The sequence below is a fragment of the Rubripirellula tenax genome (assembly GCF_007860125.1).
Lineage (GTDB): Bacteria > Planctomycetota > Planctomycetia > Pirellulales > Pirellulaceae > Rubripirellula > Rubripirellula tenax.
In genome coordinates, this window is sequence record NZ_SJPW01000002.1 from 1,245,021 (window position 1) to 1,271,630 (window position 26,610).

Consider the following 26,610-nt stretch of genomic DNA (forward strand, 5'->3'; position numbering starts at 1 on the left):
CCATGCGATTCGATATCGTCACGCTCTTTCCGGCGTTGTTCGAGGGTTACCTTGGCGAAGGACTTCTTAGCAAAGCGATTAAGAACGAACTCGTCGATATTCATCGGCACGACTTGCGAGAATTTGCACCCCAGTCTGTTCACCGTCCGGTTGATGACAAACCGTTCGGCGGCGGCCCTGGGATGCTGATCCAAGTCGAACCGACGGTGAAGTGTGTCGAAGCAGTCGAAGCGATGTCAGCGGTGAGAGCAAGAAGAATCTTGTTGACACCCGGTGGCAAAACGTTCGACCAACGCATGGCTGAAGAATTCGCATCCGACCAGCGGTTGATCCTGCTGTGCGGGCGCTACGAAGGATTCGACCAACGCGTGACAGACATTTGGCAACCCGAGGAAATCAGCATCGGCGACTTCGTCCTTAACGGCGGCGAAGTGGCAGCGATGGTGATTATCGAAGCAGTGATTCGGTTGATCCCTGGCGTGCTGGGCGATCAACAAAGCAACATTGATGACTCGTTCAGCCAGGGAAACCGGTTGCTCGAGTTTCCACAATACACGCGACCGAGAGAGTTCCGAGGCCACACCGTGCCCGACGTCCTGACGGGCGGCGATCACGGAGCCATCGCCAAATGGCGAGCGGAACAGAGTCGATTGCGAACCCAGTCCCGGCGTAGCGATTTGCTAGCCGAGAACGAAATCGAAAACAAACACCCCAACGAGTGAGCTATAAAAATGTCCAAAGCGATTATGGACCTGGTCGAAAAGACCGCCTTGAAAGATGAAATGCCCAAGTTCGAAATCGGCGATACCGTCGATGTTCACTTGAAGATTCTTGAAGGCAACAAGGAACGCATCCAAGTGTTCTCGGGCGTCGTCATTGCACGAAGCGGCAGCGGTTCGCGAGAAATGTTCGCGGTCCGTCGCATCGTCGCGGGCGAAGGTGTGGAACGCAAGTTCCCCGTCCACAGCCCACGAATCGAAAAGATCGAAGTCACGCGCAGCGGCGTCGTCCGACGTGCAAAGCTGTACTTCTTGCGTGGTCGCGTCGGCAAGGCAGTCCGCCTGAAAGAGCGTCGCCGCACGTAAAAGCGTGCTGGATCAGCACCCTACGTGGACCCGCGACTCCGTTGCCGGGACAACTGCAAAGCAGTTCACGAAAAAAACGTACACCCTGCGACTCCGTCGCAGGGCCATACAGGGTTGGCGGTTTCATAGTCACGTGCTCAAGGGGCCTGCTCCGGTGCATCCACTTGTCAAACGCGTTCACGACCAATACATCGACATTCGGTTCGGTGCGATTGACCAGAACGCCTCGGTGGGAAAGCGGGGCGAGCAAGCTGCCGCTCGATTGCTTCGCCAAAAAGGCCTGGTCGTCGTTGCTGAAAGCGAATCCGACAAAGGCGGCGAGATCGATTTGATCGCGATCGACCGAAAGAAAAAAACGATCATCTTTGTCGAAGTCAAAACCCACTCGACTACCAAACCAGGGCACCCAGCCGAACGCGTCGACGCAGAAAAGCAGGGCAGGGTATCTCGAGCGGCGCTGCGTTACTTGAAACGCAAGAGTCTCTTGGGTATCACCGCCCGTTTCGACGTGATCGCAGTCTGGTGGCACGGCAAAGGTAAATCACCCGATAAGATCGAACACTATGAGTCGGCGTTTGAAGTCGCCGGCGAGTATCAAATGTTTTGAACTTCCGTGGAACGAGAGTTTATTCAAATGCCAGACGGATCCGTTGGCCAACCCATCTCACGACGCTTGATGTTGCGTTTGGCCGCATCCACTTCGGTCGTCGCCGCAGTAGCGACGGGCGATGACGATGTCGGGGCCCATCGCAAGCGGATCTATATCGCCGCTGATGACCACACCGATTACATGTGGACGGCCGACGAGCAGACGTATCGTCAAGCATTTTTAGAGACGATCGATCACTATTTGGACTTGGCCGATCAAACCGATGATCGGCCACTGCATTTCCAAAGCCGTTGGAATTGCGACGGACTGCTATGGCTTCGCGAATACGAACAGCACAAGTCACCCGAACAAGTTGACCGGCTGGTTCGGCGAATCAAAAGCGGGCACATTTCGTTTCCGATGACGGTCCTGGTGTCGTGCTATGGCGCGATGCCTGCCGAAGCCGCGATTCGTAGCCTGTACTATGGCGGCCAAGTCGAGCGTCGATACCAGATTCGGTTGCCGATGGCTGTTGCGATGGAGAACCAAACGTTGCCGCTGGGTCTTGGCATGCTCTGGGCTGGCAGCGGCGTACGATATTCGTGGCGAGGAATCTGTGGCTGTGCAAGTAAGATCAAAGATTCCGCCAGTCGCCGCGACCACGACGTTTACTGGTGGGTCGGCCCCGACGGCAGCCGCGTTTTGATGAAGTGGTATTCGTTGTACAAGCCCGTCACCAACGGATCGTATTGGAACGAGGGTCCCGGCGGGTATGCCGAGGCCCGCTATCCCGAAGCCGCAATCAAATTTGTCGAAACAGACGCTGACTTCCAAAGCCGCAACCCGCACCATGTATTGGGGCTGTTCGGTCAAGGCTGGGACGACCTTGAAACCAAGGTCGAACTTGACGATCCCGTCAACAGCTTTCCCGCGGTCGCCCAGCGGATGACCGACGAAACTCGACAAGTCATCGTCAGCAATGAACTGGACTACTTCCACGACATGGAACAAACCCACGGCAAGGGTTTACCAGCGGTTCAGTGTTCGTTTGGCAATGAATGGGAATTGTATTCGGCATCGTTGGCCGAGGTATCCGCATCGGTCAAACGGGCCACTGAGAAACTTCGCGCCGCCGAAGCGATGGCCGTTATGGTGGAACAAGAACGCCCCGGCTTCGATCGCTCGTTGGACGGGATGCGAGACCAAGCGTGGATCGCGATGGGACTTTACTGGGAACACGATTGGACGGCCGACGGGCCGGTGTCGCGTAAACAACGCGCCGCGTGGCAACGAAAGATTGCCCGACAAATCGTCGACTATGTCGATTCACTGCACGACTTGGCTGCAAAGGCGCTGGGTGAACTGATCGGCTCGGATGACCCCAGCGATCTGAAGAACAACCGACGCATCTTTGTTTTCAATCCGCTGTCCTGGGAACGAACCGACGTCGTTGATGTCGCCATCGACGGCGACGATTGGCATGTCGTCGACAAGGCCAACGAGAAAACGCTCGTCTCGCAAGTGGCTGTTCAAGAAGGCCACACGTCGTTGCGATTTCTGGCCGAGAAGATCCCCGCGTGCGGCTATCGCGTGTTCGAGTTGCGAGCCGGGAAAACGCAACCCGCTGCGGCAACGATCCGAGTTACGGACGGAAAAATGGTCTCGGCGCACGACACGATCATCGTTTCACCCGATGGAGCGATCGATTTCTGGGGCGCGACGCGATTGGGCAAAGTGATGATCAAACCGGGTGCCCGAGGAAATCACTTGGAACCGGCACTCGGAAAAATCAGCATCGAATCATCGGGACCGATCAGCACGACCGTGCGGGTCGATGTCGCCCGACCGATCGCTCGAACCACGCGAGTGACGCTGTTTGAACACCTCGATCGGATCGAAATCGACAACCGACTGCGCGAGAATTTTTCCAGCGTTGAAAGCTGGCGATACGTATTCAATCTGCGTTTCCCACGAACGGTTCATGAAGAGGTCGGCGCCGTCATCCGCGCGTCCACGCTTGCCGAAGGCGGCGACTATGCCGATCGAAATGCGCGAACGGACTGGTTGACGATGAATCGCATGGTGTTGATGCGAGACACCACCGCAGCGGTCACCATCGCCAATCGCGATTGTCTGTTCTTTCACCTCGGCGATGCTAGGACCGATCCGATGGATTCGTCATCCAACACGATCTATGCACTGGCCGGTGGACAAGTCGACGGATCGAAACTGGGCATTCCCGATCAAGGTGGCGACAAAACGTTTGTCCAACGTTTTGCGCTGACCGCGTCGTCACCCAAACGAACGATCGCCGCAGCGATGCGGGGATCGATGGAGTTCGCCAATCCGTTGGTTGTCGGCCAAATCGAAAGCTTCGATGGTCCGCTTCACCCAACTGAATTATCGATACTGAACGTGTCCAGTGATTCCATCATCGCGTCAGCAATGAAGGTTGCCGATACTCGCGACGGATTTGTCGTTCGACTTTGGAATCTTGCCGACAAGCCGGCGCGTTGTACCGTATCGATGAATCGCCCGATCACATCGTGCAAGCAGGTGACGCACGTCGAAACAGACATCGGCCCCATGGAGGTCGCCGATGGCAAAGTTGCCGTTGCGATCCCGGCCCGTGGATGGCTGACGCTGCAAGTGAACGTCTAGATCGACCGTTGGCTCGCCGGATCATCCATTGCGTTTGCGGCAAAGCCCTTCGCCCGCAATAGACACGCATCGCAGCGACCGCATGCGCATCCTTCATCGCCGGGGTCGTAGCATGAAAGCGTATTCGCGTAGTCGACGCCGAGTGACAACCCGGTTCGGATGATCTCTGCCTTGCTCAGGTCAATCAGCGGCGTGTGGATGATCAGCCGCCGGTCACTCTCCACCGACGCTTTGGTGGCAAGGTTCGCCATCGCTTCAAACGCAGCAACGAATTCGGGACGGCAATCCGGGTATCCGCTGTAGTCCAGCGCGTTGACACCGATAAAGATATCGCGTGCCCCGATGGTTTCCGCGAACGCAATCGCGAGCGATAAAAAGACGGTGTTGCGAGCCGGCACGTAGGTCACCGGAATCTCAGCCCCCATCGTTTCAACGCTGTCTGTTTTCGGAACAGCGATATTGGCATCCGTCAGCGCCGAGCCACCGAATTGGGCCAAGTCGATGTCAACGATTCGGTGCGAAGCGGCGCCGATCGCATCTGCCACCCGCGTCGCACGGTCGAGTTCGTATTGGTGACGTTGCCCATACCGAAAACTGATCGCGTGCGGCGTGAAGCCTTCGTTTCGAGCGATCGCCAGACACGTCGCACTATCGAGACCGCCCGACAACAAGACGACGGCGGGTTGAGACGGTTTCATTTCTTCCACAGCTTGCGACCAATCGACGGGTTGTAGTTTGTCCATTTTTCGTCACCGCCCACGTCCGTTTGGATCGCGGCGGTGTACGCCCAAAGTTTCGCATCCAGATTGTCGATGTGGTGCAGCGTTACCGATTCCAACATGACTGGCAACTTCGGGCTTCCAAATTCGATCAGACCGTGATGGCTGACGATCATGTGTTCCAGGTGCAACCGCAACTCTGCGGGGAAGTCGTCGCCCGCGTTTTCAAACGCTGCAATTTTTTCGCCAAGCATCTGCACGCCGATCACGATGTGTCCGACCAATTGGCCGCGGTCCGTGTACGAGATCTCGCCATCGCAAGAGAGTTCTTCGATCTTCCCCAAATCGTGCAGAAACGCACCGAACAACAACAAGTCGGCATCCAATTGGGGATAGCGCGGCGCGACCAGCTTGCAGATCTCCATCATGTCAACGGTGTGACGCAGCAAACCGCCCGGGAACGCATGGTGGTTCGATACAGCGGCGGCGGCTTTCTTGAACCGTTCCGCGAACGTGGTATCGGCAAGGTAGATTTCCCCCAAGCGGCGAAGGGACTGGTTTTCAAGCCCACCGATCAAGTCGGCAAGCCGCGTCATCAATCGCTCGGATTCGTTGGCGTCAAATCGCTCGAAATCGGCGACGGTGACTTCCGATTCGTCCATTCGCTCGACTTCAGTGACGATCAACTGAAGCGTCCCATTGTGGATCTGGGTACGTCCTCGGCAAAACACGTAGTCACCACGGTCGAACGACTCGAAGATGCGTTCGTCTGCATTCCACAACATTCCGGCAATCACGCCGGTTTTGTCGGACAACTTCAACAAAATGTACTTTCCGCCTTGGCGATTGACTCGCAATTGCTTGTCCGCAGCACGGAACACTTGTTCAACCGACTGACCGTCGGACAATTCAGATACGGAGATACGGTTCACAGGAGTTCGACTCGTCGAAAGTTGGAAACAGCGGCGGATGAAAACGCGAACGGCCTGCATCGTCGTCCGGCGGCGGCAACGCCGATCCGCAAAGGATGGCGGCAAAACCATGGAATTGGCAAGGCCTGGCATAACGCACCCCGCCTAAAGGGCTGGCATGATCGCACCCGCCGCTGCCATTATTGCGTCAGACTTGGCCCCGATAGCGTTGAATAAGGGTCCGCGAGCGTCTACGTTTGCATGATTCATGAACACCGCTAAACCCAAATACGATTTTCTGGACCCGCCGACCCGGGATGACGAAATTGGCCGATTGGGGCCATATCGCATCGTCGGTCTTTTGGGCCAGGGCGGCATGGGCGAGGTCTTTCGGGCGGAAGACGGGCGACTGAAGCGGACTGTCGCCCTAAAGATGATGAACAAAAAGCTGGCTGGGACGAGCAACAGCCGCAAACGATTCGTCGAAGAAGCCCGTTCGATGGCCGCCGTCCACCACGACAACGTCGCGACGATTTTCGAAGTCGGCCTGCAACGCGGCATGCCATATCTGGCGATGGAGTTGCTCAAGGGCGAATCGCTGTTCGATCGGATCAAGTCAAAGCCCAAGGACCATCGTAAGTTTTCGTATCCCGAAGTCATTCGCATTGCCCGCGAAGTCTCGTGCGGTTTAGCGGCCGCCCATGCGTGCGCAATAATCCACCGCGACATTAAACCGGCCAACATTTGGATGGAAGAGCCCAGTGGCCGCGCTAAGATCCTGGACTTTGGGCTGGCGGTCGCTGGTTCCGATCACCTGACTGGTCGCGGCAGCGTCGTTGGCAGCCCCGGTTATTTGTCGCCCGAACAAGCACGCAACGAACCGGTCGACGATCGAACGGATCTCTATGCCCTCGGCGTCGTCCTCTACCAGTTGTGTGGCGGCCGGTTGCCGTTGCGGTCCGCTTCCATGTCGGGCCAGTTGATTGCGATCCTTTGTCACGCCCCCGCGCCACTTCGAACGGTAGCTCCCGAGATCCCAGAACCGTTCTGCGAATTGGTGGACCGACTGCTATCCAAAGAAGCTCGCGACCGACCCAAGTCTGCGCTAGCGCTGGTCGACTTAGTCGACGACATCGAGCGAAACTTTCATGGCGAGATGCAAGCTGCGACACAGATCGTGGTCGAGCCTGCGGCGCCGTCCGGTTCGAAACCAACGCGTCGTGCGGAAGAAACCCACGCGGTGTCGAATCGAAAGTCGCCGGTGCCATGGTGGGTCCTTTCGATCGCCGGCCTGTTGTTGTTATTGATTGCCGGATGGACCATGCGGCCCAAACGCACAGCAAGCAAACCGGTTCAACCAACCCGCGAGCGTGAATCCAAACCCGTATCGCGCCCCGTCGTGATCACCGCGGCTTCGCTTGCAAAGTTGGAACTATCGCCGGTGGTCGCAGGATCCGACGAAGTCACCGCGGGTGAGGTTTCGCGGTTCAAGATGCGGTTAAGCAATCAGGCGCTAGACGATAGCGACGACCCTCGAGCGATCAATGCCAAAGCTTCGCTGGTGGCCAATGTGGTGACCTTTTTGACGCCCGCAGGACAAAAGAAACGTCGAGCGCCCACGTTTCCCCGAAAGTTCTCACCGACGCAGTTGCCTCGTCCGGGCGAATCGCAAGAGTTCGAAATTCAAGTCATGACCAAGGGGTTACCCGCCGGCGACTATGACGTCGAGTTCGAATTGCAAACGCCCGGTGGCACGGTGGTTGGCAAAAGCAATTCGCGGTTTTCCGTCGACGAAAATTTGCTGGACAGCGATTTGCTGGGCTTTGAGATCGTTCGTACTCATTCCGGTCGCGGTGCCGACACCTATGTCAGCAGCACGTCCGACGAGGCATTCGGCGGCCGACACGCGTTACAGGCGGTTCGTTTTGCTGGTGACAAAGGCGAGGTCAAAGAGCACATCTATTTCCGCTTCGATTTAGCAGCCACTAAAATCGATCGAAAAAGCATCGACCGCGCCGTGCTGATGCTGACCCTGGGCGGCGAAAGCAATACGGGCAAGAATGAGTTCGGAGTCTACGGGATCGTCGAAGGATTGGGCCCTTTGTGGAAGGAAACGGGCGTCGGCCACTTGGTCTTCCAACAATCACCGCTTCGTTCGGGCACGATGGGGCAAACTTTTTTGGGCACATTGCAGTTCATCAACCCGGTCGACCAATTGAACGACATGCCCGATCACATCAAAATGGCGGGCGAGGCGTTGGATACGTTCTTGCGAACATCCGAGTCCGATTTGGTGACGATCGCTTTGGTGCGACAAAATTGGTCCGAAAAGCGAACCTATTTCCGCAGCAAAGAAGGTTCGCTCGGCAAAGCACCGGCGATTGCAATTCGCGTGAAAAACCCATAGTTGTTTTCCGCGACCAACATGGGTTCACACATGACCGATTCAACGAGCTAAACTGACCATCATGGCTGACTTGACCTCTACCGAATCAGGCCGCACCAGTTCCGTCAACTTGGTGCGTTCGTCGCACCCGTGGACCGAAGCGGATAGCGCCGCGGGCTTCGTGCTTCGCTATTTATCGCCGATGCGTCGCCAATTGACGACGATTTTGGGTACCAGCGAATTGGCCGATGATGCGCTCAAGCTGTTGCTCGGTCACTTGGTTTCCGTTGGATTCGGTGAACACAAGCGGGGCCGTTTGCGAGATTTCTTGCTACGTGGAATTCGATCGGCCGCCAAGAGTGCCGCCGCAGAGATTCCCGAAGCCCAACGGCCGACTTTGGATCTGGAAAGCGTCACGTTGGAATCGAAACAGTGGCTGACGCTTTGGCGAGATGGCCTGCTCGAACGTGCTTGGCGATCACTCGAGCGACAGGAGCACTCGACACCCGATTACCCGGTCTACACGGTGCTGCATGGTGCAACCAAAAGCACGCCCGCGACGCCGGCCATGTTAGCCGCACAAATCGCTTCTGAATCTGGCTTGAAAGTCGACGAAGCGACCATCCAGAAAACTCTGGTCGAAGCGCGGACACTTTTCGCACAATTGATCGCCGACGAAGTTGCCGAAACGCTGGAAGCGCCGACCGGTGAGGACGTCAAACGTGAAATCGCTTTGCTGGGACTGGGAAAAGCTTTTTCCGGTATCAACGTCTAATAATCGCAGGAACGGGACGGCGACGTCGCCCCTTAGCGTCGAACGGACTGGCAAATCATGGCCCCTTCGACGACAATCCAAGGGTTGGAAGTCCTATCGACTCGACTTCTTTCATCGACCGCCATCACGTAGAAGTGTGGTGCAACGTCGATCCCGCCCAGCTCACTCAACTCGCTGGCACCCCTGCTATTGCCAACGGAGGCACTTTCCAATGCGGACCTCTCTTCACGTGCCACGCATCGCCCAACTAGCGACGATCCTCGCCTTCGTATGGATCGGATCGGCTTGGCCGATCACGATCGTTCATGCGCAAGAAGCCGTCGCCGAAGTTGCGGACCGGACGACTTCCGACGAAGCGATTGCGACGGTGTTGGACGACGAAGGTCGCTTGGTCGTGTTTGCCCGCGACATCGTGCCGATCCTTCGCAAGAATTGCCTGGACTGTCACGGCCCCGACGATGCGAAGAACGACTTCCGAGTCGATGACCGCAGTTTGATGATGGACTATGTCGAACCGGAAGACCTTGAATCGAGCAGCCTCTACGTCGACTACCTAACCATTGATGACGAAGACATGCTGATGCCACCTCGCTCGCACGGAGGGCCGCTGTCACCCGGCGAACTGTCTTTGATCCGTACTTGGATCGAAGAGGGCGCGACTTGGCCCGACGATGTCAAATTTGCAAGTACCGACGGCGAAGTCCTAGCCCCCGTCACGACCGCAGCCCCCAAAGGTTTGGCCGAGCGAGTCTGGGCCGCACAAGGATTCTTGCACCCCGCGACCGTGCACTTTCCGATCGCCTTGCTGTTGTTCGGAGCCGCTTTTGTGGTTTTGGGTTGGAAGTGGCCCGCGTTGGGGACGCAGATTCCACTGGCTTGTTTGTTGATCGGGTCCCTAACCGCCGTTGTGGCAACGCTGATGGGTTGGTCGTTCGCGGTTGAACAGGGTTACGGTTCGTGGGATCGATTCGATGCCGAAATGATGGACCGCGAAGTGTTTTGGCATCGATGGAGCGGCGTCATTTTGTCCGTCCTATCGATTGCGTTCGCAGCCATTGCCTTGTTGACGTTACGCGGCGATCGACCGAAGCTGACCATCGTGTGGAAAGTCGGCCTGTTGGTTTGTGCGGGCATCGCCGGTGCGGTCGGCCATCAAGGGGGTGAAATGAGTTACGGAAAAGACTTTTACCCCAAAGCGTTGCGTACGCTCCTGGGAACCAGCGAAGCGGATACCATGGCCGACCCCGTTGAAACACCTAAAATCGAGCCTCTGGATCACCCGATTGAAAAGTCGAATTGACCACGGAAGACTCTTCGTATCCTACCCTCCACCTCGCTAACACCCGTTCGCATCGTGCCGATCAAGCCAACCCCTAAAAAGAAACGCAAACAAAAATTGGTTCCTGGCGAGTTGCCGGTGGATCGGTTCATCAACCGCGAACTGAGTTGGTTGGAATTCAACCAACGGGTGCTTGATCAAGCCGCAGATCCGTCGTTGCCGTTGCTGGAACGAGCAAAGTTTCTCGCCATCACGAGTTCGAACTTGGACGAGTTCGCAATGGTCCGGATCGGGTCATTGAAATTACAATACCAACGCAATGGAATGGTCCGCGATCCTTCGGGAATGACGGTCGCCGAGCAACTGCAAGCCATCGCCAGCCGATGCCATGCGATCGTGGCACGCCAATACCAAGTGCTCAACGAATCGCTGGAGCCACAGTTGGCCGAAGTCGATATTCAACACATCGATCTCAACGCCTGCAGCGACCGATGCAGCGAGGCGGCCGATGCTCGGTTCCACGAGGACGTTTTCGCCGTCCTATCACCTCAGGCAATTTTCGACGAACGTCCGTTTCCTTTGTTGCAAGGCTTGGGCGTTCATCTTTGCGTTCGACTGAATTCCAGTCACGTCGGTCCGAAACCGTACGGTGGCGAAACGAACGACGACGAGCCGAATTCAGCCAACCCGGCCGACCAGGACGAGGAATGGGACTTCGTTGTCATCCCACTCGGTCGTACGGTGCCAAGATTGTTGCCGATGCCCAGCGATCGCGGCCACGCTTATGTGCTTTTGGAAGAATTGGTCGCGCACTATATCGATGACTTCTTCCCCGGCCGCGAAGTTGCCGAGTGCATCGCGTTTCGGATCACGCGGAATGCCGACGTTGAATTGCGAGAGGACTCGGCGGCCGACTTGATGGTCGGGATGGAGGACGTGCTGGAAAGTCGGCGTCAGTCACGAGCCGTTCGGCTGGAATACTCTGCCGGGGCCAGCAACCCGATGATGTCGTTCTTGTCCGAGAAGTTGGAATTGCGAAGCGAGGACTTGTTCGCGATCGATGGACCGCTGGACCTGACCTATCTGTTCACGCTGCACGGCATCGAAGGGTTTGATTCGCTGCGCGACGAACCTTGGCCTGCGCAAGGATCACCGGACGTCGATCCTGCGGAATCGATGTTTACAACAATTGCCGCAGGCGACTTGTTGATGGTTCACCCCTACGAACGATTTGATCCCGTCGTACGTCTGATCGAAGAAGCCTCCGCCGATCCCGATGTTTTGGCGATCAAACAGGTGCTTTATCGCACCAGCCGCAACAGCCCCATCGTCGCGGCGCTGATGCGGGCGGCCGAACATGGCAAATATGTTTCCGTGATCGTCGAATTGAAGGCTCGTTTCGACGAAGCCCGCAACATCGAATGGGCGCGGGAAATGGAACAAGCCGGCGTCCAGGTGATCTATGGCATACGAGGATTGAAAACGCATGCGAAGGTTTGCATCATCGTCCGCCGCGAATCTCACGGCATTGTCCGCTATCTGCATTTTGGAACGGGCAACTACAACGAAGTCACCGCCAACATCTACAGCGACGTGTCACTGTTAACGTGCAACGAAGAACTGGGCATCGATGCGACGTCGTTCTTCAATTGCGTGACCGGTGCGAGCGAACCCCAGCAATTGCAACACTTGGCTTCGGCGCCGATCACGCTTCGCAAACGCATTCTCGACTTGATCGAAATTGAAACGCTTCGTGCCCAGGCTGGCCAGCGAGCTGAGATCATTGCCAAGCTCAACGCGTTGGTGGATACCCAAGTGATCGATGCGCTGTACCGCGCAAGCCAGGCAGGTGTCAAAATTTTGTTGAACATCCGCGGCGTATGCTGCCTCAAGCCGGGCGTCGAAGGACTGAGTGAATCGATCAAAGTGGTGTCGATCGTCGACCGATACCTCGAGCATGCTCGAGTGATCTCGTTTCGTCACGGCGGTGAAGTCGAACTCTACATCAGCAGTGCCGACTGGATGCCGCGCAACCTGGATCGCCGTGTCGAGTTGCTAATCCCGGTCGACGACGACTCGTGCCGCAAAAAGTTACTCGAAACGCTTCGCACATACTTCAAGGACACAACCAACACTTGGGTCATGCAACCCAACGGAGCGTACCAGCGATTGGTGTCCGGTGAAGATAAGGTTCGATCGCAAAAAGTGCTGTACGATCGAACCTGCAAGATCATGAAAACGATCAAACAGAATCGAATGACGCGTTTCCAAACGCACGAACCACGCAGCGCGGACTGAACCATCCTAGGTATCCGTTCGACGCTGTCGCAGAACATGTGGTGTGGTCTCCGTGAACTGCTTTGCGGTTCATATCACGCGAGCGGAGTCGCGGGTCCACATCGGGTTGCCCATTTTTATAGAATCGCACCGGCGCGATACTTAGCCGCGTCGGGGTGCTGCTCGACCACCGATGCAATTCTGGCAATTACTGCCGCGACTTGTGCCGGTGCGTTGCCGACGAATTCGTTGGCTTTGCCGATCGCGGCGGTCAGCGTTGCGTGATCCATCGGGATGCGTGGGTCGTTTGCCAAACGGTCGATCAGATCGTTTTCATCGCCACCTTGTTCTCGCATCGCAAGCGCTGCGGCAACAGCGTGCTCTTTAATCGCTTCGTGTGCCGTTTCGCGACCGACACCCGCTTTCACAGCGGCGACCAAGATTTTCGTCGTCGCCAAGAACGGAAGGTAACGTTTCATCTCGCGGCCGATCACCGCCGGGTAAGCACCGAAGTCGACCAACACGGTCAAGAACGTCTCCATTTGGCCGTCAATGGCCAAGAACGCATCTGGAATGGCGACGCGGCGAACGACACTGCAACTGACATCGCCCTCGTTCCATTGATCACCAAGCAATCCGCCGACCATCGACAAGTAGCCGCGAAGGATGACACCGAATCCGTCGATGCGTTCCGCCGACCGCGCGTTCATCTTGTGTGGCATGGCTGATGACCCGACCTGGCCGGGCTTGAACCCTTCGGTCGCCAATTCGGCACCCGCCATCAATCGCAACGTACGAGCGAAGTTGGCGGGACCGGACGACAACTGCACCAGCGCCGAAACCACATCGAAATCGAGCGAACGCGGATACACCTGTCCGACGGAATCGAAACAGCCGCCGAAGCCGAGTCGTTTGGCGATTCGATCGTCCAGCGAGGCCAGCTTGGACGCGTCGCCTTCGAACAGATCCAGCATATCTTGCTGAGTTCCGACGGGACCCTTGATTCCTCGCAGCGGATAGCGGGCCAGTAGGTCTTCGATGCGTCCGAGTCCGACCAACAGCTCTTCGGCGATGGATGCCAGACGCTTGCCGACCGTGGTGACCTGGGCCGGCACGTTGTGGCTGCGTCCGGCGATCGCTAACTCAGCGAACTCTTTCGCCCGTTGGCCGATCAGGTCGAGTGCGGCGACGGTTCGATCGCGAACGAGAACCAAGGAAGTACGAATCTGAAGCTGTTCGACGTTCTCGGTCAAATCTCGCGACGTCATCCCTTTGTGAATGTGTTCGTGGCCGGCCAACGCGTTGAACTCTTCGATCCTCGCCTTGACGTCGTGCTTGGTGACTCGCTCGCGAGCGTCGATCGACGCCAAATCCACTTGGGCAACGACTCGGCGGTAGTCTTCGATGACTCCAGCGGCCAGCGGAATGCCCAGATCCGACTGGGCCTCCATCACGGAAATCCAAAATTCGCGTTCTAAGACAACCTTGCCGGTGGGTGACCAAATGTCGACCATCGCTTCGCTGGCGTAGCGAGAAGCGAGCACGTTGGGGAGATCAGCCGACACGTCATTCATCCTAAAAAGTCATAAAAGCTAGTTGAATCGCATCGTGACAGCGACGAAGCGAGATGGTTTTCGGCCTCCACAGCGGACCGAATCGGACCGGCGAGTCGATCCAGACTGAAATGTACTGGACTCGGGCCACGCCGCCAGACGCCCAACGCCTCAAGCCGCCCCCAAATTCACGTCGAAATCGACTTCCCACCCCCCGCCATTGGACTTCCAACTTTCCCGACCCGCGCGACAATCCGACCAGGATCTCCAAGCCGCCGTTTCGGCCGGAAAACGAGTTCGATAACATACGGGTCGATCGGACTGACACTTTGAGTGAGTTGGGTCGGCTATTTGTATCAAAAGCACCGGAAATTGAATGTTCACCCTGATTGGTTCGTCACCTCGCCAACTTTGTCGCTCGGCGAGTTCTCTCTTGATTTGCATGGTTGTCGTCCTGGCAATCGGCGTTTTGTCGCCGCTGTGCGGCATGGCACAAGAAGCCGCTGCGGGCGCCGAAGCCGGCGTCGCCTACGAACCGGCGATCAAGTTGCTACCCGAGTCGGTCGCCGGCTTGGTGCGTGTCCCCGACCTGCCCAAGTTCTGCACTGCCTGGAAAGCCACCAACGCCGGTCAACTGCTCGAACACCCCGCGATGCAGCCGTTCATCGATTCCCAGCGAGACCGAGCCAAGCAGTATTTGCAATCGCTCGACAACAAAGTGGGTTTGAAGCTAGAAGATCTGTACGAAATCGGTTCGGGCGAGGCTGTCTTTGCTTGGTTGCCGTTTGAAAACGACAAGCGACGTCCCTATGCGCTGTGCGTACTTACGGACATTCGCGGTCGCAAAGCCAAAGCCGAAACAGTAATGGCGACTCTGGATGCCGACTTGAAGGCCGGCGGGTGGATTCGGACCGACGCGAAGCATCGTGGCGAAGTTGTCCGGGTTTACAACACCAAGCCCAAACCGGGCCAATTGAAGGTCGAACAAATCGCGATCACCATCGGCGACTCGCGAGTCATCGCGGCCGATCGTGATTCGGTGGTCACCGACTTGCTTGACGCGATCGCTGGCGAGCCCAAAGGCAAATCGATTTCGGAATCGGAAGATTTCCGCACAGTTCTAACTCGCTCGGCTCGAGCGATCCGCGAACCTGCGCAGAAGAGTGGCGGCACGGTCGCACTGGAATGGTTCGCTCGTCCGTTTCAAATGGGACGGATCGTCCGTGAATCGCTGGACATTGATCGCGGCAATCAAGTTGACATGCTGAAACTGTTGCAAAACCAAGGCTTCGATGCGATCAAAGCAGCCGGCGGCATCGCGATCATGGCTGGCGATCCCTTCGACATCTTGCACAAGGGCTTCATCTACGCTCCGCCCGTCGAAGGCGCCAAAGACAAGTACACGATGGCGGCTCGAATGCTGCAGTTCCCAAACGAACCCGTTCAACCGTTGCCGACTTGGATCCATGACGATGTCGCCGCGGTGAATCGATTGAACGTCAAGATCGAAGAAGCCTTCTGGGCAGCCGAGTCGCTTGTCAACGAAGCGTTCGGCGACGAAATTTTCCGTGACATCATCGACGGCATTCGCGAAGACGAAGATGGTCCGCAAATCGATCTCGAAAAGAACGTGTTGCCGAATCTCGATGACCACGTGCTGTTGATGACCGACAACACGTTGCCGGCCGAAGTCAATTCGGATCGGATGCTGGTTGCGATTCGAGTTTCCGATGCGGCGGCAATCAAGTTGGCGATTCGCAAAGCGATGGAAGTCGAACCCGACGCCAGCAAGATGGACGTGTTGCCGGGTGTCGAAATCTGGCGTGTCCAACGAGGCGAAGGAACCGACGATTTTGATACCGAACTGTTCGGTGACCTGGCGATCGAAGAGGAAGAAACCGACGAGCCGCCGCCGTTGTTGGATCACTGGGCGATCGCACTGGTCGAAAAGGGTGCCGGTTCCGACGCGCCGTATTTGATGTTTTCAAGTCATCCGGATTTCTTGGTCCAGACGGCCAAACGAATCCAGGAGGGGACCCCGGGCGGATTCGGTGCCAAACCGCGAGTCATCGCGATCACCGAAGCCATGAAGTCGTTAGGCGCCGAAAGTGTCGCGTTCGATCGCTATGCCCGAACGAAGCTGTCATTGCGTGTGAAGTATCAATTGCTGCGTCAAAACCGATTGAAGGACAGCGACACGTTGATCGCGTCGCTGATCCGACGCGCCGTAGAGGAAGCGGAGGGCGACGAGCCCGACTTGATGGACGCCAGCAAGCTGCCGCCACTAAGCGAGATCGAACACTTGCTACCCGAAGCCGGCAGCTACCTGAACACCACCGCGGACGGCTGGGAAATGACCAGCTTCTTCCTGAAATAGGGGATAGGTTTTGGGTTTTGGGTTTTAGCGAAAAGAGACCAAAAACCTAGTACCTAATCGCTAAAACCGAATACCTACTTCTCAGCCTTCGATGAAGGTACCAGACCAGCGATAAATTTTGACGCGTTTTTGTTGGTCGGGCTTGACGAACCATGGGGCGATAGCGATCGTAGTAGTAGCAATCGTCTTTGGTCGGACCACTTTGCCTTCACCTACGAAAATGTTCTGCGATCCATGTCCTTGTTGACATCGCACGTCCGACCCCTTCTTGCCGCGTTGCTTTGCAGCATCTCGCTGATCGGGCACGCCCCAGCATGGTGGCATGTTTCAAGCTGTGACGGCACGAGCTGTGTTCACGCTGAAGGTGAAACCGACCAAGCAGCCCTAGCGAGACGTTCACATACGACTTGCTCGCATGGCCACCACGAACATGGCCACACGGAACCAGGCGACTTAAATCCGAACCGATCGTCGGATTCACAGTCCCAGTCGGTGCCTCATTCCGATCACGACAATCAACATCACGACAGTCAACGCTGCGTGGTGTGTCAATCGCTTGCCAGTCCTAGTGGTGTGACTTGGCAATGGATCATTGTGTTATCGGCCGAGCTTGTCGCCGAACCTTTGGCCATTTCGACTGATGCTGTCTTTGCGTCGGTATCTCGTTCGATCGCGTGCCCGCGCGGTCCACCGGCCGCGGTCTAACCGCAGTTGAAGCTCCCGCTTCGACTCTCTGCTTTGTGCTGGTCCTGTCACGTCGCTCCTTTTTCGCGGCCTTGCGTTTTTTGGCAAGGAAGCGATTGCTCGATGTTGTTTGGACTGACGCTCCGACTTTGCTCCGCCTGAGCCTTGCTATTGCACGGCCTGCGCTGTGCTTTGCTCCGTCGTGCGCGATGCAACCGGTAACGGTCCGACCAAACCTGATCGGCTGTGTCCGCGCGGCGGGGTGTTCCATCGTCTTTGACGTTTTCGTTCACTGCCTGATTTGAAGGAGTCGTACATGACTATTCCCCGACGAATGTCGCATACTCGTTGCAAATACACGGCGCACGCGAAGCCACCTCGAGCGTTCACGTTGATTGAATTGCTCGTTGTCATTGCGGTCATCGGCATTTTGGTCGGGCTGTTGTTGCCCGCGGTTCAGGCGGCGCGAGAGGCGGCCCGCCGGATGCAGTGCAGCAACAACGTCAAACAAATTGCGTTGGCGCTTCACACGTACCACGACACACACCAGAGCATGCCGACCAGCATGACCGGATCGGACCAGCACGCCGGTGGAGCCGGCAGCGGGTTCCACAGTTGGCTGGCCAGAATCCTGCCAAACATCGAACAGGCGGCTCTTCACGAACAAATTCACTTCGACCAACCGCTCGCCGACCGAACCGACTATGCGGCCGACGGCGACTACATCGACTACACACTCTCACCCGGACACCCGGACGAAAAAGCCGCCGGTTCGATGGTCCCCACCTACCTTTGTCCCAGCGATCCGGGCAGCATCGTGCAGTTTTCACTCGGCATCCCAACCGCGCCGGGAAGCTACGCCGGCAACATCGGTTGGCCACGATTATCAACCGGCCCCGGCGTGACCACGCCGCTGGCCAAACAGAACGGCGTGATCGGACTCTACAACCCCGTGTCGGTGGATCAGTGGCAGCAACCACGAATTCGCTTTGCCGACATTCGCGATGGTCTGTCCAACACGATCGCAATTGGCGAACGCGTGATCGCGCAAGTATTCGAGTCAACCGACATGTTTGGCGGATCCGCGATTTCCCACGCGACTCCGCTGTCGATGCAGTCGTTTTGCGGCGGCGGATCGACCGGGCGTTCGCTGTCACGCTGGGTCGGTTACTGCGAATCGGTTTCCGTTGCCGACGCCCAATACAGCATCAGCCACGGCCACGCTTGGATCAGTGGTTGGACCTTTATGGCCAATCACATCATGCCAGTGATCCCGATCAATCGCCGCAGTTGTCACGTCTACGGCGGCGAAGACGACGGGATGAATCTGGTCACACCCAGCAGCCACCACATCGGCGGCTTGAATATCGCGATGGCCGACGGCAGCGTCCAGTTCATCACCGAGTCGATTGACCGCGAACTGTACTGGGCACTCGGAAGCAGCAATGGAAGCGAAACCGTGGAACTGCCGTAGTGCAAATCAACCGACGTTTGGACGTCAAGCGTCGGAAGTCTTCCCCAACCGTTCACTTAGTTTGTCAACATCTCTATCCCTCCAAGGAACCTCAACAATGAAAATCTCCACCCTGTTTTCCACCCTGCTCATGATCGCTTTTCTTTCAACGCATGCGTCCGCAGCCCTCGTTGAATACTCGTCGGGCCATGGCGATATCGGCTTGGCCTTTGAAGACGGAGAATTAGAACTGCACTATCACTTTGGCGACGGTGCGGTCCTTGACGGCGCGCCGTTGGCTGGTGAAATCGAATTCGCGCCCGATGAAGCCTACGTTCGCGTCGGCGACAATGCACAAACCAACGTTACCGGCAACGTCCCCTTTCTTGGCCTAACCTCGGGCGATCCAGTTTGGACATTGCCATCAACCAGCATCTCTGGCCGACCGTTTCTAGGGATCGCATCGGAGGAACTCAGTGCGGCCGATTTCAGCAGCGCCACCCTCAGCCTGACTGCCTTTAGTGGCCCCGGCCAATTCGCGCTATGGCAGGCCGGCAGTTTTGGTGGGGCCAATGTATTCTGGCAAACCCTCGGCGGACTCGACAGCACCGACTTGCTGAACATGGCCATCGGCGGCCACGACCACTTTAACTATGGCTTCACCACGGAAGGCATCTATGACCTGGAACTGACTGCGGTCGCCAACCTCGTCGGCGGCGGCTCGGTCACCGACGTCGGCACGTTCCGTTTCCTCGTCGGATCAGCCACCGCCGTCCCCGAACCAAGCAGCTTCGCCATGCTGGCGACGGCAATGGTAGTCGGCGGAGCAATCTACCGCCGACGAAAGCGTCGCTAAACCGCGAGATAGGAAATAGGTGACAGGAAAACAACCTGTTACCTGTTACCTACTCCTCCCCTTGGACAGCTTTTCGGACTTCCGGCAGGACGCGGTTTTGGACTTCGTCGAGTGTGCCTTCGACGAAGGCACCGGAGGCGGCTTTGTGACCGCCGCCGCCGAACATTTGGGCGACTTTGTTGCTGTCCATCGCGCACCGACTGCGGAAGCTCAACTTGAAGCCTCCCTTGAGCTGTTCGACGAAGATCACCGCCGCTTGCGCTCCTTCGACGGCCAACGTCAAGTTGATCGCGTCTTCGGTATCGCTGGGCAAAGCACCACATGCCGCGAAGTCTTCTTTCTTGACATAGGTGTGCATCAATCGACCGTCCAGCTCGACTTGCGTCCGCGATAGGATCGTCCCTCGAAGCCTCAATCGACCGATCGTGTCGCGTTCGTACAGGTCGCCATAGACTTCGCTCGGCACAACTCCCGCATCGATCAACCGACCGATCACTCGATACGTTTCGGCCGTAACCGATGGAAACCGAAACCAACCCGTGTCCGTCGCGATGGCGGCGAACAAAGGCATTCCCATCGAACGTGTGATCGGAACACCCAAGGCATCCGCCGCTTGAACAACCAAGTGCCCCGTCGCTTCGGATTGGTAATCTTTGTACATCGTCGCCCCCAATTCGTCTTCGCCGACGTGGTGGTCGACCACAATCTTGTCACACTTCGCGGCGCGAATGAAGTCACCCATGTCGCCCAGCTGCGCCCAAGCGCTGGTATCCAAAATCATGATGCAGTCGCACGTGATGTCCTCGGCTTCGACATGGTCGCCAAGGACTTCGATCCCTTCGGCAGGATCCAAGAACTGCAGCGCCGGCGGTGTTCGGTGTGCGTTGATGATTCGGACCGTCTTGCCGATCGTTCGCAACACCTCCGCCATCCCAAGCTCGCTACCCAGGGCGTCACAATCGGGGCGAATGTGACTGACCAAGACGAACGATTGGTAGTGGCTGATTTGTTGTGTGAACGCTTTCCAATTGACGCTCATGAAGTCAGATCCTGGTGATGTTGGCGAAACAAGCTGATCGGTTCGTGGTTCGATCTGGGCTCAAGCCAACTGGTTGCGAATGGTTCGGATATCGGATTCGAGTTGTTCGACAAGCTCAGTAGCTGAATCAAACTTAATGACGTCGCGAACGCGGAGTGCGAAATCGACATTCAAACTTTGATCGTAAAGGTCGCCATCGTAGTCGATTATGTGGACTTCGACCTTCATCGACGTGTCTTGATCGAACGTCGGATTGGGACCGATGTGAATTGCCGCCAACTGACGCCGTTTATTCACTTCGACGCGACCACCGTAAACACCAGCGGCCGGGACAACGGTGTCGATCGATTGCAGGTTGGCGGTCGGAAAACCGATCGTTCTTCCCCGACCCGCACCTTGGACGACGTCGCCCCGCATGCGATAGAAAGTGCCCAGCATCGCCGTCGCACCGTCCAAATCGCCCGACGTCAAGCAACGGCGAATCCGCGTGCTGCTGATCATTTCGCCGCGCAAGTTCGATGGTAACGCGATCTGCAGCTCGATCGAGTCCGCCACACACAATCGGCCCAGCGTCGCGATGTCACCTTCGCGGCCTTTGCCGAAAAAGAAGTTCGGGCCTTCCACGATCGCTCGTGCGTCCAATTGTTGACGGATCAGAGCCTCGAAAAACTCGTTCGCTGTCAATCCCAGCAGTCCGCCGCGAGTCTCGCAGACGACCAAAGCATCGATGCCGTGCGGTTGCATCAATTCGGCCCGACGCTCGATCCACGTCAATCGAGTCGGCGCTTGCTCGGGTCGCAGAATCACGGCCGGATGGGGATCCAGTGCCACAACGACCGCGGGGCCGCCCACCGAATCGGCAACCTGACGCAGTTGTTTTAGCAGTGCGGCATGGCCGAGATGAACACCGTCGAAGTTGCCGATCGAAATCGCTCCACCACGAAGTCCTGCCAACCGAACCAAATCGGGGCAGTCGGTGACATTGGCAAGCGGAACGATTTTGGTCACAAGTAGGCGGTGGCAAGCAAAAGGGCAGGGCAGGGGCGAATGTCGCCACCCGCCCAAATTATGCACCGCTATCGCAATCTCATCTAGCGTGGGGATTCATCACCGCAAAAGCGAAGAAACTCGCGAACCGGGGGAACCCTCAACACCGAATCGTAGGCTAAGCCGTCGCCGATGGTCCGTCGAACACAGCCTTGTACAGAACAAAGATGTTTTGCACGTAAATTTTGCCGGGACCGCCGACGGTACCTTCGGCAGGAATTCGAATCGTGTTCTTTTCCGAAGCCTCTTTGGCGTTCGGGTTCATCGAACCTTCGCTGGCCGAAAAGTGCAGCGTTTGCGTGAACCAAGAATCCGCGTCCGCATTTTGGTTGGTCATCAAGCGACCAATCGACTTGCCGTTGATCGCTACTTCGACGGGCTTTGCGTCTTTTCCAACCAGCCCACGAACGCAAACGAAAAACATGGCGCTCGCACCCGAGTCTTTCCCGTCGATCGTGAATTCTTGTTCGTACGCGGCGATTTCCTTTCCGTCGGCACCGAATTCAATCTTGCGAGGCTGGTCACCCAAAATGACGGCATGGTTGCTGGTGATCATCTAGTCGTATTCCTTACATCCGAAGTTCAAAGCTACCGGCGATCGATCGCAACCACGGTGCTGCGGATCACCGTGCCGCATGGTGGTGAATGTCACCCCCGTAAACAAGTCCGATTCTTGAGAATCGCGAATTGCCCCTTTCTCCTACCACGAATTCATCCCGAACAAGGGAGAAGTAAAGCGGCGCGGCGGCCAATGACCCTCACAAGGGCTACAAGGATAGTAGCCACGTCAGGGGGCAGGTCATTGACCTACAGTTCACCGATCGGCACGCGGTCATTCCGTCCGGCCAAGGCGCGGAAGACCTCGATGTCCACGTTGCTCGAGATTACGCGAACCGATCCGTCCATCAGCTGAAAGTGAGCTCCTGAGGCATGCGGCCCCCAAAATCCGCCGGGGCTGCCGGTGGGTGCGTTGGGGCCTCCCGAGCGGACGTGAACCGTCACCATGGTGATCGCGGGGCGAACGGTTTGGCCGACGATTTGACCTCGCTGGCCTGCGATATCCGCCGAGAAAACGGACTGGCCACCGGGAATCACGCCCGCCCATCCGTTCGGCGAAAATATCGACGCGCGCTCGCCGATTCCGATGGTGTTGGAAGTCCCATCAAGGATGTCAGCGTGACGAATCGCTTTATTGCGATGGAACATCCCGTTGAACGGCTGCTCTTCGTATCGTGCCAAGTAATTGCCGGTCGGTCCCATGCCCGATGGATCGGCGCCGCCGAGACAGCCGACGTAGCTGTTCGCCGCCACGTCGGTGATCCCGATGGAATGGGGCCAAACGGTTATCGGCCCGCTCCACGTGTCGCTGGGACACCTATAGCCCGGGACGTCCGTGCTGCGTGCGCCAGCGTTCGCAGGATCCGTGATCGGCAAACTGAAATTGATCTGCTCGAGAAGCGGCGCCTGTTCCATTTGCGCCAACATCATGGCGAAAACGTTCCAACCGGGTCCGATCTCGGGAACCGGATCGTTTCCGCCCCCAGGCCAGGGCCCCGTCACTTGAGAAATGAATCCCGCCGGGAACTTGGAATAAGTCGCTTCATAATTGTGAAGCGCCAAGCCGATTTGCTTGAGATTGTTGGCGCATTGAACCCGCCGTGCCGCCTCCCGCGAAGCCTGAACGGCGGGCAACAATAACCCGAATAACAGGCCGATGATCGCGATGACCACCAACAGTTCAACGAGAGTAAATCCGGGGCAGTGGCGAAAAAAACGGCTGAGGCACCCTTGATGGGGAATCGCTTAACGGAACGATGGCTTCCTACGAGCCAATTTCAACGATCAAGATCTGTTTGAATTTGGCGTCGGTGGTTGGGTCGTGCCCCTGGATCATCAGCGTGCCGGGCTCGACTCGCAAACCTTTTCGTGGGTTCTCGTCAGGCTTGCGGTCATCAAACCAATTGCTGACTTGAATCCCGGCAACCCATGCCGCAATCTTTTCTCCATGCGCCACCAACAGCAGCGATGTCCATTGATCGGCTTCGCCAGCGACGACGCGAGCATCTTGTCGTTTAAAGATTCCGCCGGTCCCCGTATCGGCCGGTGCCAACGGATTGCCGTCTTTGATTTCGTTGGACAATTGGCATTCATAACCCATCATTTCGGCGCCCGGGATGCAGCGAAAAAAGATACCGGAATTCATTTCGACAGCCGCCAACCGATACTCGGCCAACAATACAAAGTCGGCGCAAGTATCTTTGGATTCCAATTGCGTCCGCCCGCCTTTGACAAGCAGTTCACCGTCGCCGTTCACAGTGAATTCCCCGGGCATCTTGGGGTACTTGGTCCACTTGGAAAGTTCTTCATCGATCAGCGAACTCATCCCCAACGGTTTCAATCGAATATTGCGAAATGCGACGCGACCCGAATTGTGTTGCAGTCCGATTCGTCCGATACCAAGCCCGATCGAATCGGTGTATTCGTTCACCAATTTCCCGTCGATGCTGACCTTCAAATCATTGCCGTCCATCACCATCGTCATCGTCCGCCAATCGCCCTTGACCGCGTCGTTGGTATCGCCGTCGGCTTTCTGGCGGCCTACGATTCCGGCGGTGGGAAAGGGATTGTCGTTCGGCGCGATATTGACTTCGTAACAATCCAATTTCGGGTCTTCGGGTTCAAGTGGCGTGCGCAAAAACACGCCGCTGTTGGTCGTTGCATCGGCATCGAATTCCAAAGTCAGCTCAAAGTCTTTCCATGGCACCGCTGTGCAGAGCAGGCATTTCGCGCCGTCGTCCACCACAATGCTGCCGTCCTCGACTCGCCAGTTCGCCGCACCCGTGATTTCCCAACCGTAGAGCGTGTGGCCGTCGAACAAACGGATCCACCCTTCGGACGCTTCCGATTCCGGCAGCCGCGCCGCCAACAATTCTTCGGCGCTGGCTTCGTAGGTCTGTGGCGCGATCGGAGCCTTTGGCACGCTCGCCGCTTCGACGTCTGCTGTCTTCGCTACTGGCTCGGTTTCCGACTTTTTCGAACAACCGACAATCGTCACGGTAACGACCATCATGACGATCAGAAAATCCTTGCTCTTCATTCTAAAAATCAATGGATACATTTCGTTAAAAACAAGCGAGAAAATGGTTTTGAATATCATCAGTGAAACGGGTTTCCGGCACGACAACCATGCGTTGATATCCGCCGCTGACGGCTAACGTTTGGTGTGTGGTCGGACTGCTTTTGCTCTAGTAGTTGTATCGATCGAAGTACTCGCCCCAGGCATCGCGAATCATGGATTCGGTCTCGGGCGCCAAGTTGTGTTTGTTGGGTTGATAGTCGCGATGTTCGGCTTCAACCCAAGATTCGATCACCGATTGAACGGCGCCAAAGTCGCTCAGGTGCAAGGTCCCGTAAATGGTTGCGAGTGTCGCCACGGGATCCGCGACTAGATCTTCGTAGCGAACATCGATCAAACGACCGGCGGGCAATTGATCTCGATCACGGTGAAACGATTTGTACATCCGCTCGAAGCACTCGATAACGTAGGCTTCGTCGTTTTCACCATGAGGTTTTTGCAGGGCTTGGACTTCATCGAGCCCCTGCCACAATCGCACCGTCGATGGGAACAACTCGCGCGGGTCGCGTGTGATGTGAATGAACTTGGCGTCCGGGAACTCACGTGCCAACGCAGCGATGCGCCCAGTGTGGGTGGGGCTCTTGATGATCAACGGACGCCCCGTCGATTCGCTGACACAAACCAGAAACCGATGAAGTGCCGTCATCCAAGACTTCACGTCGGCATCTGAGACGCCATCGAAATCCAGATAGTCCAGATCGGTGGGTGCTTCGTTCGGAAATGCGATTCGGCGATAGGGCGACGGCACGCCAAGCGTCAGGATCGCAAACTCGTCTTCCTGGGGTCGATCCCAGCCCGCCTCCATGTTGTCCATCGGCCGTTTACCCGGCAGCAGCCAGCCCGCGAATCGGCGGAAGAACCACTGGGACACCAGAAAGTGCTGGGGGGCAAAACACTGGTAGGTAGAGGGGCTGCTGAGTCGTTCGTCGCGCACCATCAACTCGTGCAGCAGCGTCGTGCCGCTGCGCCAATGTCCGACAATGAACACGGGCGGACCGTGCAATTCGGCCTGGGCCAGCTGATTTCGGAACAAGAGCCACTGCAGCCCCGCCAAAATCGTGTTCACCGGCGTCGCCAAAGTGACGCCGATCAGAATTCCGTAGCGCGACGGATGAATGCGAAAATGGCGGCTTCGGAGCAGATTCCACCACGTTCCGGGACGCATTCCGTGCCAAAAACGCGGCGAATAGAACGGATATCGATGGAAATCGCCTCCGCTGCGGGGCGGCTTCGAAGCTGCGGTTTTTGTGCTTTGCGAGGCCTGCGGACGAGTCATTGGCAGAAAGATTTTTCGCTTGCGAAGAGATGGGGTGGAACCAAACGACCGCAATCACTGTAGTTGACTACCGTGATATCGGGCAGCGGGATAGGTTGTTGGCGTTTTACCGCATCCACTGCGGCCATCCAAACGAATTTATGCTGATCCGTTGCTCTGACCCCCGACCAAGATGACTTCGCCATCCCAGCCGACCGAAGAACTGTCGATCGCCGACTTACAGCGGCACATTCATCAAATGTACTTTGAAAAAGACGTTGCTCGCGGAGTCGACGGCACGTTCATGTGGTTGATGGAAGAAGTCGGCGAATTGGCGTCGGCCCTGCGAGGCAACGACAAACAGAATCTAGCGGAAGAGTTTGCCGACGTGATCGCATGGCTGGCCACGATCGCGAACGTCGCCGGTGTCGATCTGAACGCGGCGTTGGTGGCCAAGTATGGACACGGGTGCCCCGGATGCAAGCGATTGGTTTGCGAGTGCCCCAACTCCGAAAAGCCGTGATACCC

21 protein-coding genes are annotated in these 26,610 nt (G+C 56.9%); 12 read left to right on the forward strand and 9 right to left on the reverse strand.

Features of this window, described 5'->3' with window-relative positions:
• Window positions 1-2 precede the first annotated feature (2 nt).
• The 4 genes from trmD to Poly51_RS10375 all read left to right on the forward strand — a co-directional run bounded on the left by trmD (window position 3) and on the right by Poly51_RS10375 (window position 4,335).
• Window positions 3-722 carry a tRNA (guanosine(37)-N1)-methyltransferase TrmD gene (gene trmD, locus Poly51_RS10360; RefSeq protein ID WP_146456927.1) on the forward strand — a complete coding sequence of 240 codons (720 nt, stop codon included), beginning with the start codon at window positions 3-5 and terminating at the stop codon, window positions 720-722.
• Window positions 723-731: 9 nt separating this feature from the next.
• Entirely contained in the window at window positions 732-1,085 is a 354-nt protein-coding gene (gene rplS / locus Poly51_RS10365) for a 50S ribosomal protein L19 (RefSeq protein ID WP_146456928.1), read from the forward strand.
• A 154-nt stretch (window positions 1,086-1,239) separates the two neighbouring features.
• Window positions 1,240-1,692 (forward strand): YraN family protein, encoded by a 453-nt coding sequence (locus tag Poly51_RS10370; RefSeq protein WP_246114398.1) that lies wholly within the window; start codon window positions 1,240-1,242, stop codon window positions 1,690-1,692.
• Between the two features lie 27 nt (window positions 1,693-1,719).
• Window positions 1,720-4,335: a glycosyl hydrolase-related protein gene (locus Poly51_RS10375; protein ID WP_146456930.1), complete on the forward strand. Its 2,616-nt coding sequence runs from the start codon at window positions 1,720-1,722 to the stop codon at window positions 4,333-4,335.
• Here the strand turns inward: Poly51_RS10375 and queC are convergent.
• Together queC and Poly51_RS10385 are read right to left on the reverse strand one after the other, a co-directional pair.
• Window positions 4,332-5,033: a 7-cyano-7-deazaguanine synthase QueC gene (gene queC, locus Poly51_RS10380; protein ID WP_146457371.1), complete on the reverse strand. Its 702-nt coding sequence runs from the start codon at window positions 5,031-5,033 to the stop codon at window positions 4,332-4,334. The genes Poly51_RS10375 and queC overlap by 4 nt on opposite strands.
• Window positions 5,030-5,986: a 3'-5' exoribonuclease YhaM family protein gene (locus Poly51_RS10385; protein ID WP_186775458.1), complete on the reverse strand. Its 957-nt coding sequence runs from the start codon at window positions 5,984-5,986 to the stop codon at window positions 5,030-5,032. Before Poly51_RS10385 ends, queC begins: the two co-directional genes overlap by 4 nt.
• Before the next feature lie 247 nt (window positions 5,987-6,233).
• Between Poly51_RS10385 and Poly51_RS10390 the strand changes: the two genes are divergently transcribed.
• From Poly51_RS10390 to ppk1, 4 genes are all read left to right on the forward strand, one after another.
• Window positions 6,234-8,372: a serine/threonine-protein kinase gene (locus Poly51_RS10390; RefSeq protein ID WP_146456932.1), complete on the forward strand. Its 2,139-nt coding sequence runs from the start codon at window positions 6,234-6,236 to the stop codon at window positions 8,370-8,372.
• A gap of 61 nt (window positions 8,373-8,433) precedes the next feature.
• Window positions 8,434-9,126: a hypothetical protein gene (locus tag Poly51_RS10395; RefSeq protein ID WP_146456934.1), complete on the forward strand. Its 693-nt coding sequence runs from the start codon at window positions 8,434-8,436 to the stop codon at window positions 9,124-9,126.
• 211 nt (window positions 9,127-9,337) lie between these two features.
• The gene (locus Poly51_RS10400; RefSeq protein ID WP_146456936.1) at window positions 9,338-10,426 is read left to right on the forward strand and encodes a c-type cytochrome domain-containing protein; all 1,089 of its coding nucleotides are present in this window, start codon (window positions 9,338-9,340) and stop codon (window positions 10,424-10,426) included.
• A 54-nt stretch (window positions 10,427-10,480) separates the two neighbouring features.
• Window positions 10,481-12,703 (forward strand): polyphosphate kinase 1, encoded by a 2,223-nt coding sequence (gene ppk1 / locus Poly51_RS10405; protein WP_390621765.1) that lies wholly within the window; start codon window positions 10,481-10,483, stop codon window positions 12,701-12,703.
• A 116-nt stretch (window positions 12,704-12,819) separates the two neighbouring features.
• On the opposite strand, the gene purB is transcribed toward ppk1, so the two are convergent.
• The gene (gene purB, locus Poly51_RS10410; RefSeq protein ID WP_186775459.1) at window positions 12,820-14,247 is read right to left on the reverse strand and encodes an adenylosuccinate lyase; all 1,428 of its coding nucleotides are present in this window, start codon (window positions 14,245-14,247) and stop codon (window positions 12,820-12,822) included.
• 364 nt (window positions 14,248-14,611) lie between these two features.
• Here purB and Poly51_RS10415 point away from each other — a divergent pair, with 364 nt between their 5' ends.
• The 3 genes from Poly51_RS10415 (at window position 14,612) to Poly51_RS10425 (ending at window position 19,605) form a co-directional block, all read left to right on the forward strand.
• Entirely contained in the window at window positions 14,612-16,612 is a 2,001-nt protein-coding gene (locus tag Poly51_RS10415) for a membrane or secreted protein (protein WP_146456942.1), read from the forward strand.
• 1,018 nt (window positions 16,613-17,630) lie between these two features.
• On the forward strand, window positions 17,631-18,770 hold the full coding sequence (locus Poly51_RS10420) for a DUF1559 family PulG-like putative transporter (RefSeq protein WP_449314216.1): 1,140 nt from the start codon (window positions 17,631-17,633) through the stop codon (window positions 18,768-18,770).
• A 97-nt stretch (window positions 18,771-18,867) separates the two neighbouring features.
• Entirely contained in the window at window positions 18,868-19,605 is a 738-nt protein-coding gene (locus Poly51_RS10425) for a choice-of-anchor M domain-containing protein (RefSeq protein ID WP_186775460.1), read from the forward strand.
• A 49-nt stretch (window positions 19,606-19,654) separates the two neighbouring features.
• Here the strand turns inward: Poly51_RS10425 and Poly51_RS10430 are convergent, their stop codons facing one another.
• From Poly51_RS10430 to Poly51_RS10455, 6 genes are all read right to left on the reverse strand, one after another.
• Entirely contained in the window at window positions 19,655-20,644 is a 990-nt protein-coding gene (locus Poly51_RS10430) for a DHH family phosphoesterase (protein WP_146456948.1), read from the reverse strand.
• Window positions 20,645-20,704: 60 nt separating this feature from the next.
• Window positions 20,705-21,652, reverse strand: a complete 948-nt coding sequence (ribF, locus tag Poly51_RS10435; protein WP_186775461.1) for a riboflavin biosynthesis protein RibF — start codon at window positions 21,650-21,652, stop codon at window positions 20,705-20,707.
• Between the two features lie 157 nt (window positions 21,653-21,809).
• On the reverse strand, window positions 21,810-22,247 hold the full coding sequence (locus Poly51_RS10440; protein WP_146456952.1) for a hypothetical protein: 438 nt from the start codon (window positions 22,245-22,247) through the stop codon (window positions 21,810-21,812).
• A gap of 251 nt (window positions 22,248-22,498) precedes the next feature.
• Window positions 22,499-23,491 carry a DUF1559 family PulG-like putative transporter gene (locus Poly51_RS10445; protein WP_146456954.1) on the reverse strand — a complete coding sequence of 331 codons (993 nt, stop codon included), beginning with the start codon at window positions 23,489-23,491 and terminating at the stop codon, window positions 22,499-22,501.
• Window positions 23,492-23,513: 22 nt separating this feature from the next.
• Complete coding sequence (locus Poly51_RS10450) at window positions 23,514-24,788, reverse strand: 3-keto-disaccharide hydrolase (RefSeq protein ID WP_146456956.1); 1,275 nt, start codon at window positions 24,786-24,788, stop codon at window positions 23,514-23,516.
• A 148-nt stretch (window positions 24,789-24,936) separates the two neighbouring features.
• Window positions 24,937-26,103 carry a sulfotransferase family protein gene (locus tag Poly51_RS10455; RefSeq protein WP_146456958.1) on the reverse strand — a complete coding sequence of 389 codons (1,167 nt, stop codon included), beginning with the start codon at window positions 26,101-26,103 and terminating at the stop codon, window positions 24,937-24,939.
• A 172-nt stretch (window positions 26,104-26,275) separates the two neighbouring features.
• Here Poly51_RS10455 and Poly51_RS10460 point away from each other — a divergent pair, with 172 nt between their 5' ends.
• Entirely contained in the window at window positions 26,276-26,605 is a 330-nt protein-coding gene (locus Poly51_RS10460; protein ID WP_146456960.1) for a MazG nucleotide pyrophosphohydrolase domain-containing protein, read from the forward strand.
• Window positions 26,606-26,610: the final 5 nt, after the last annotated feature.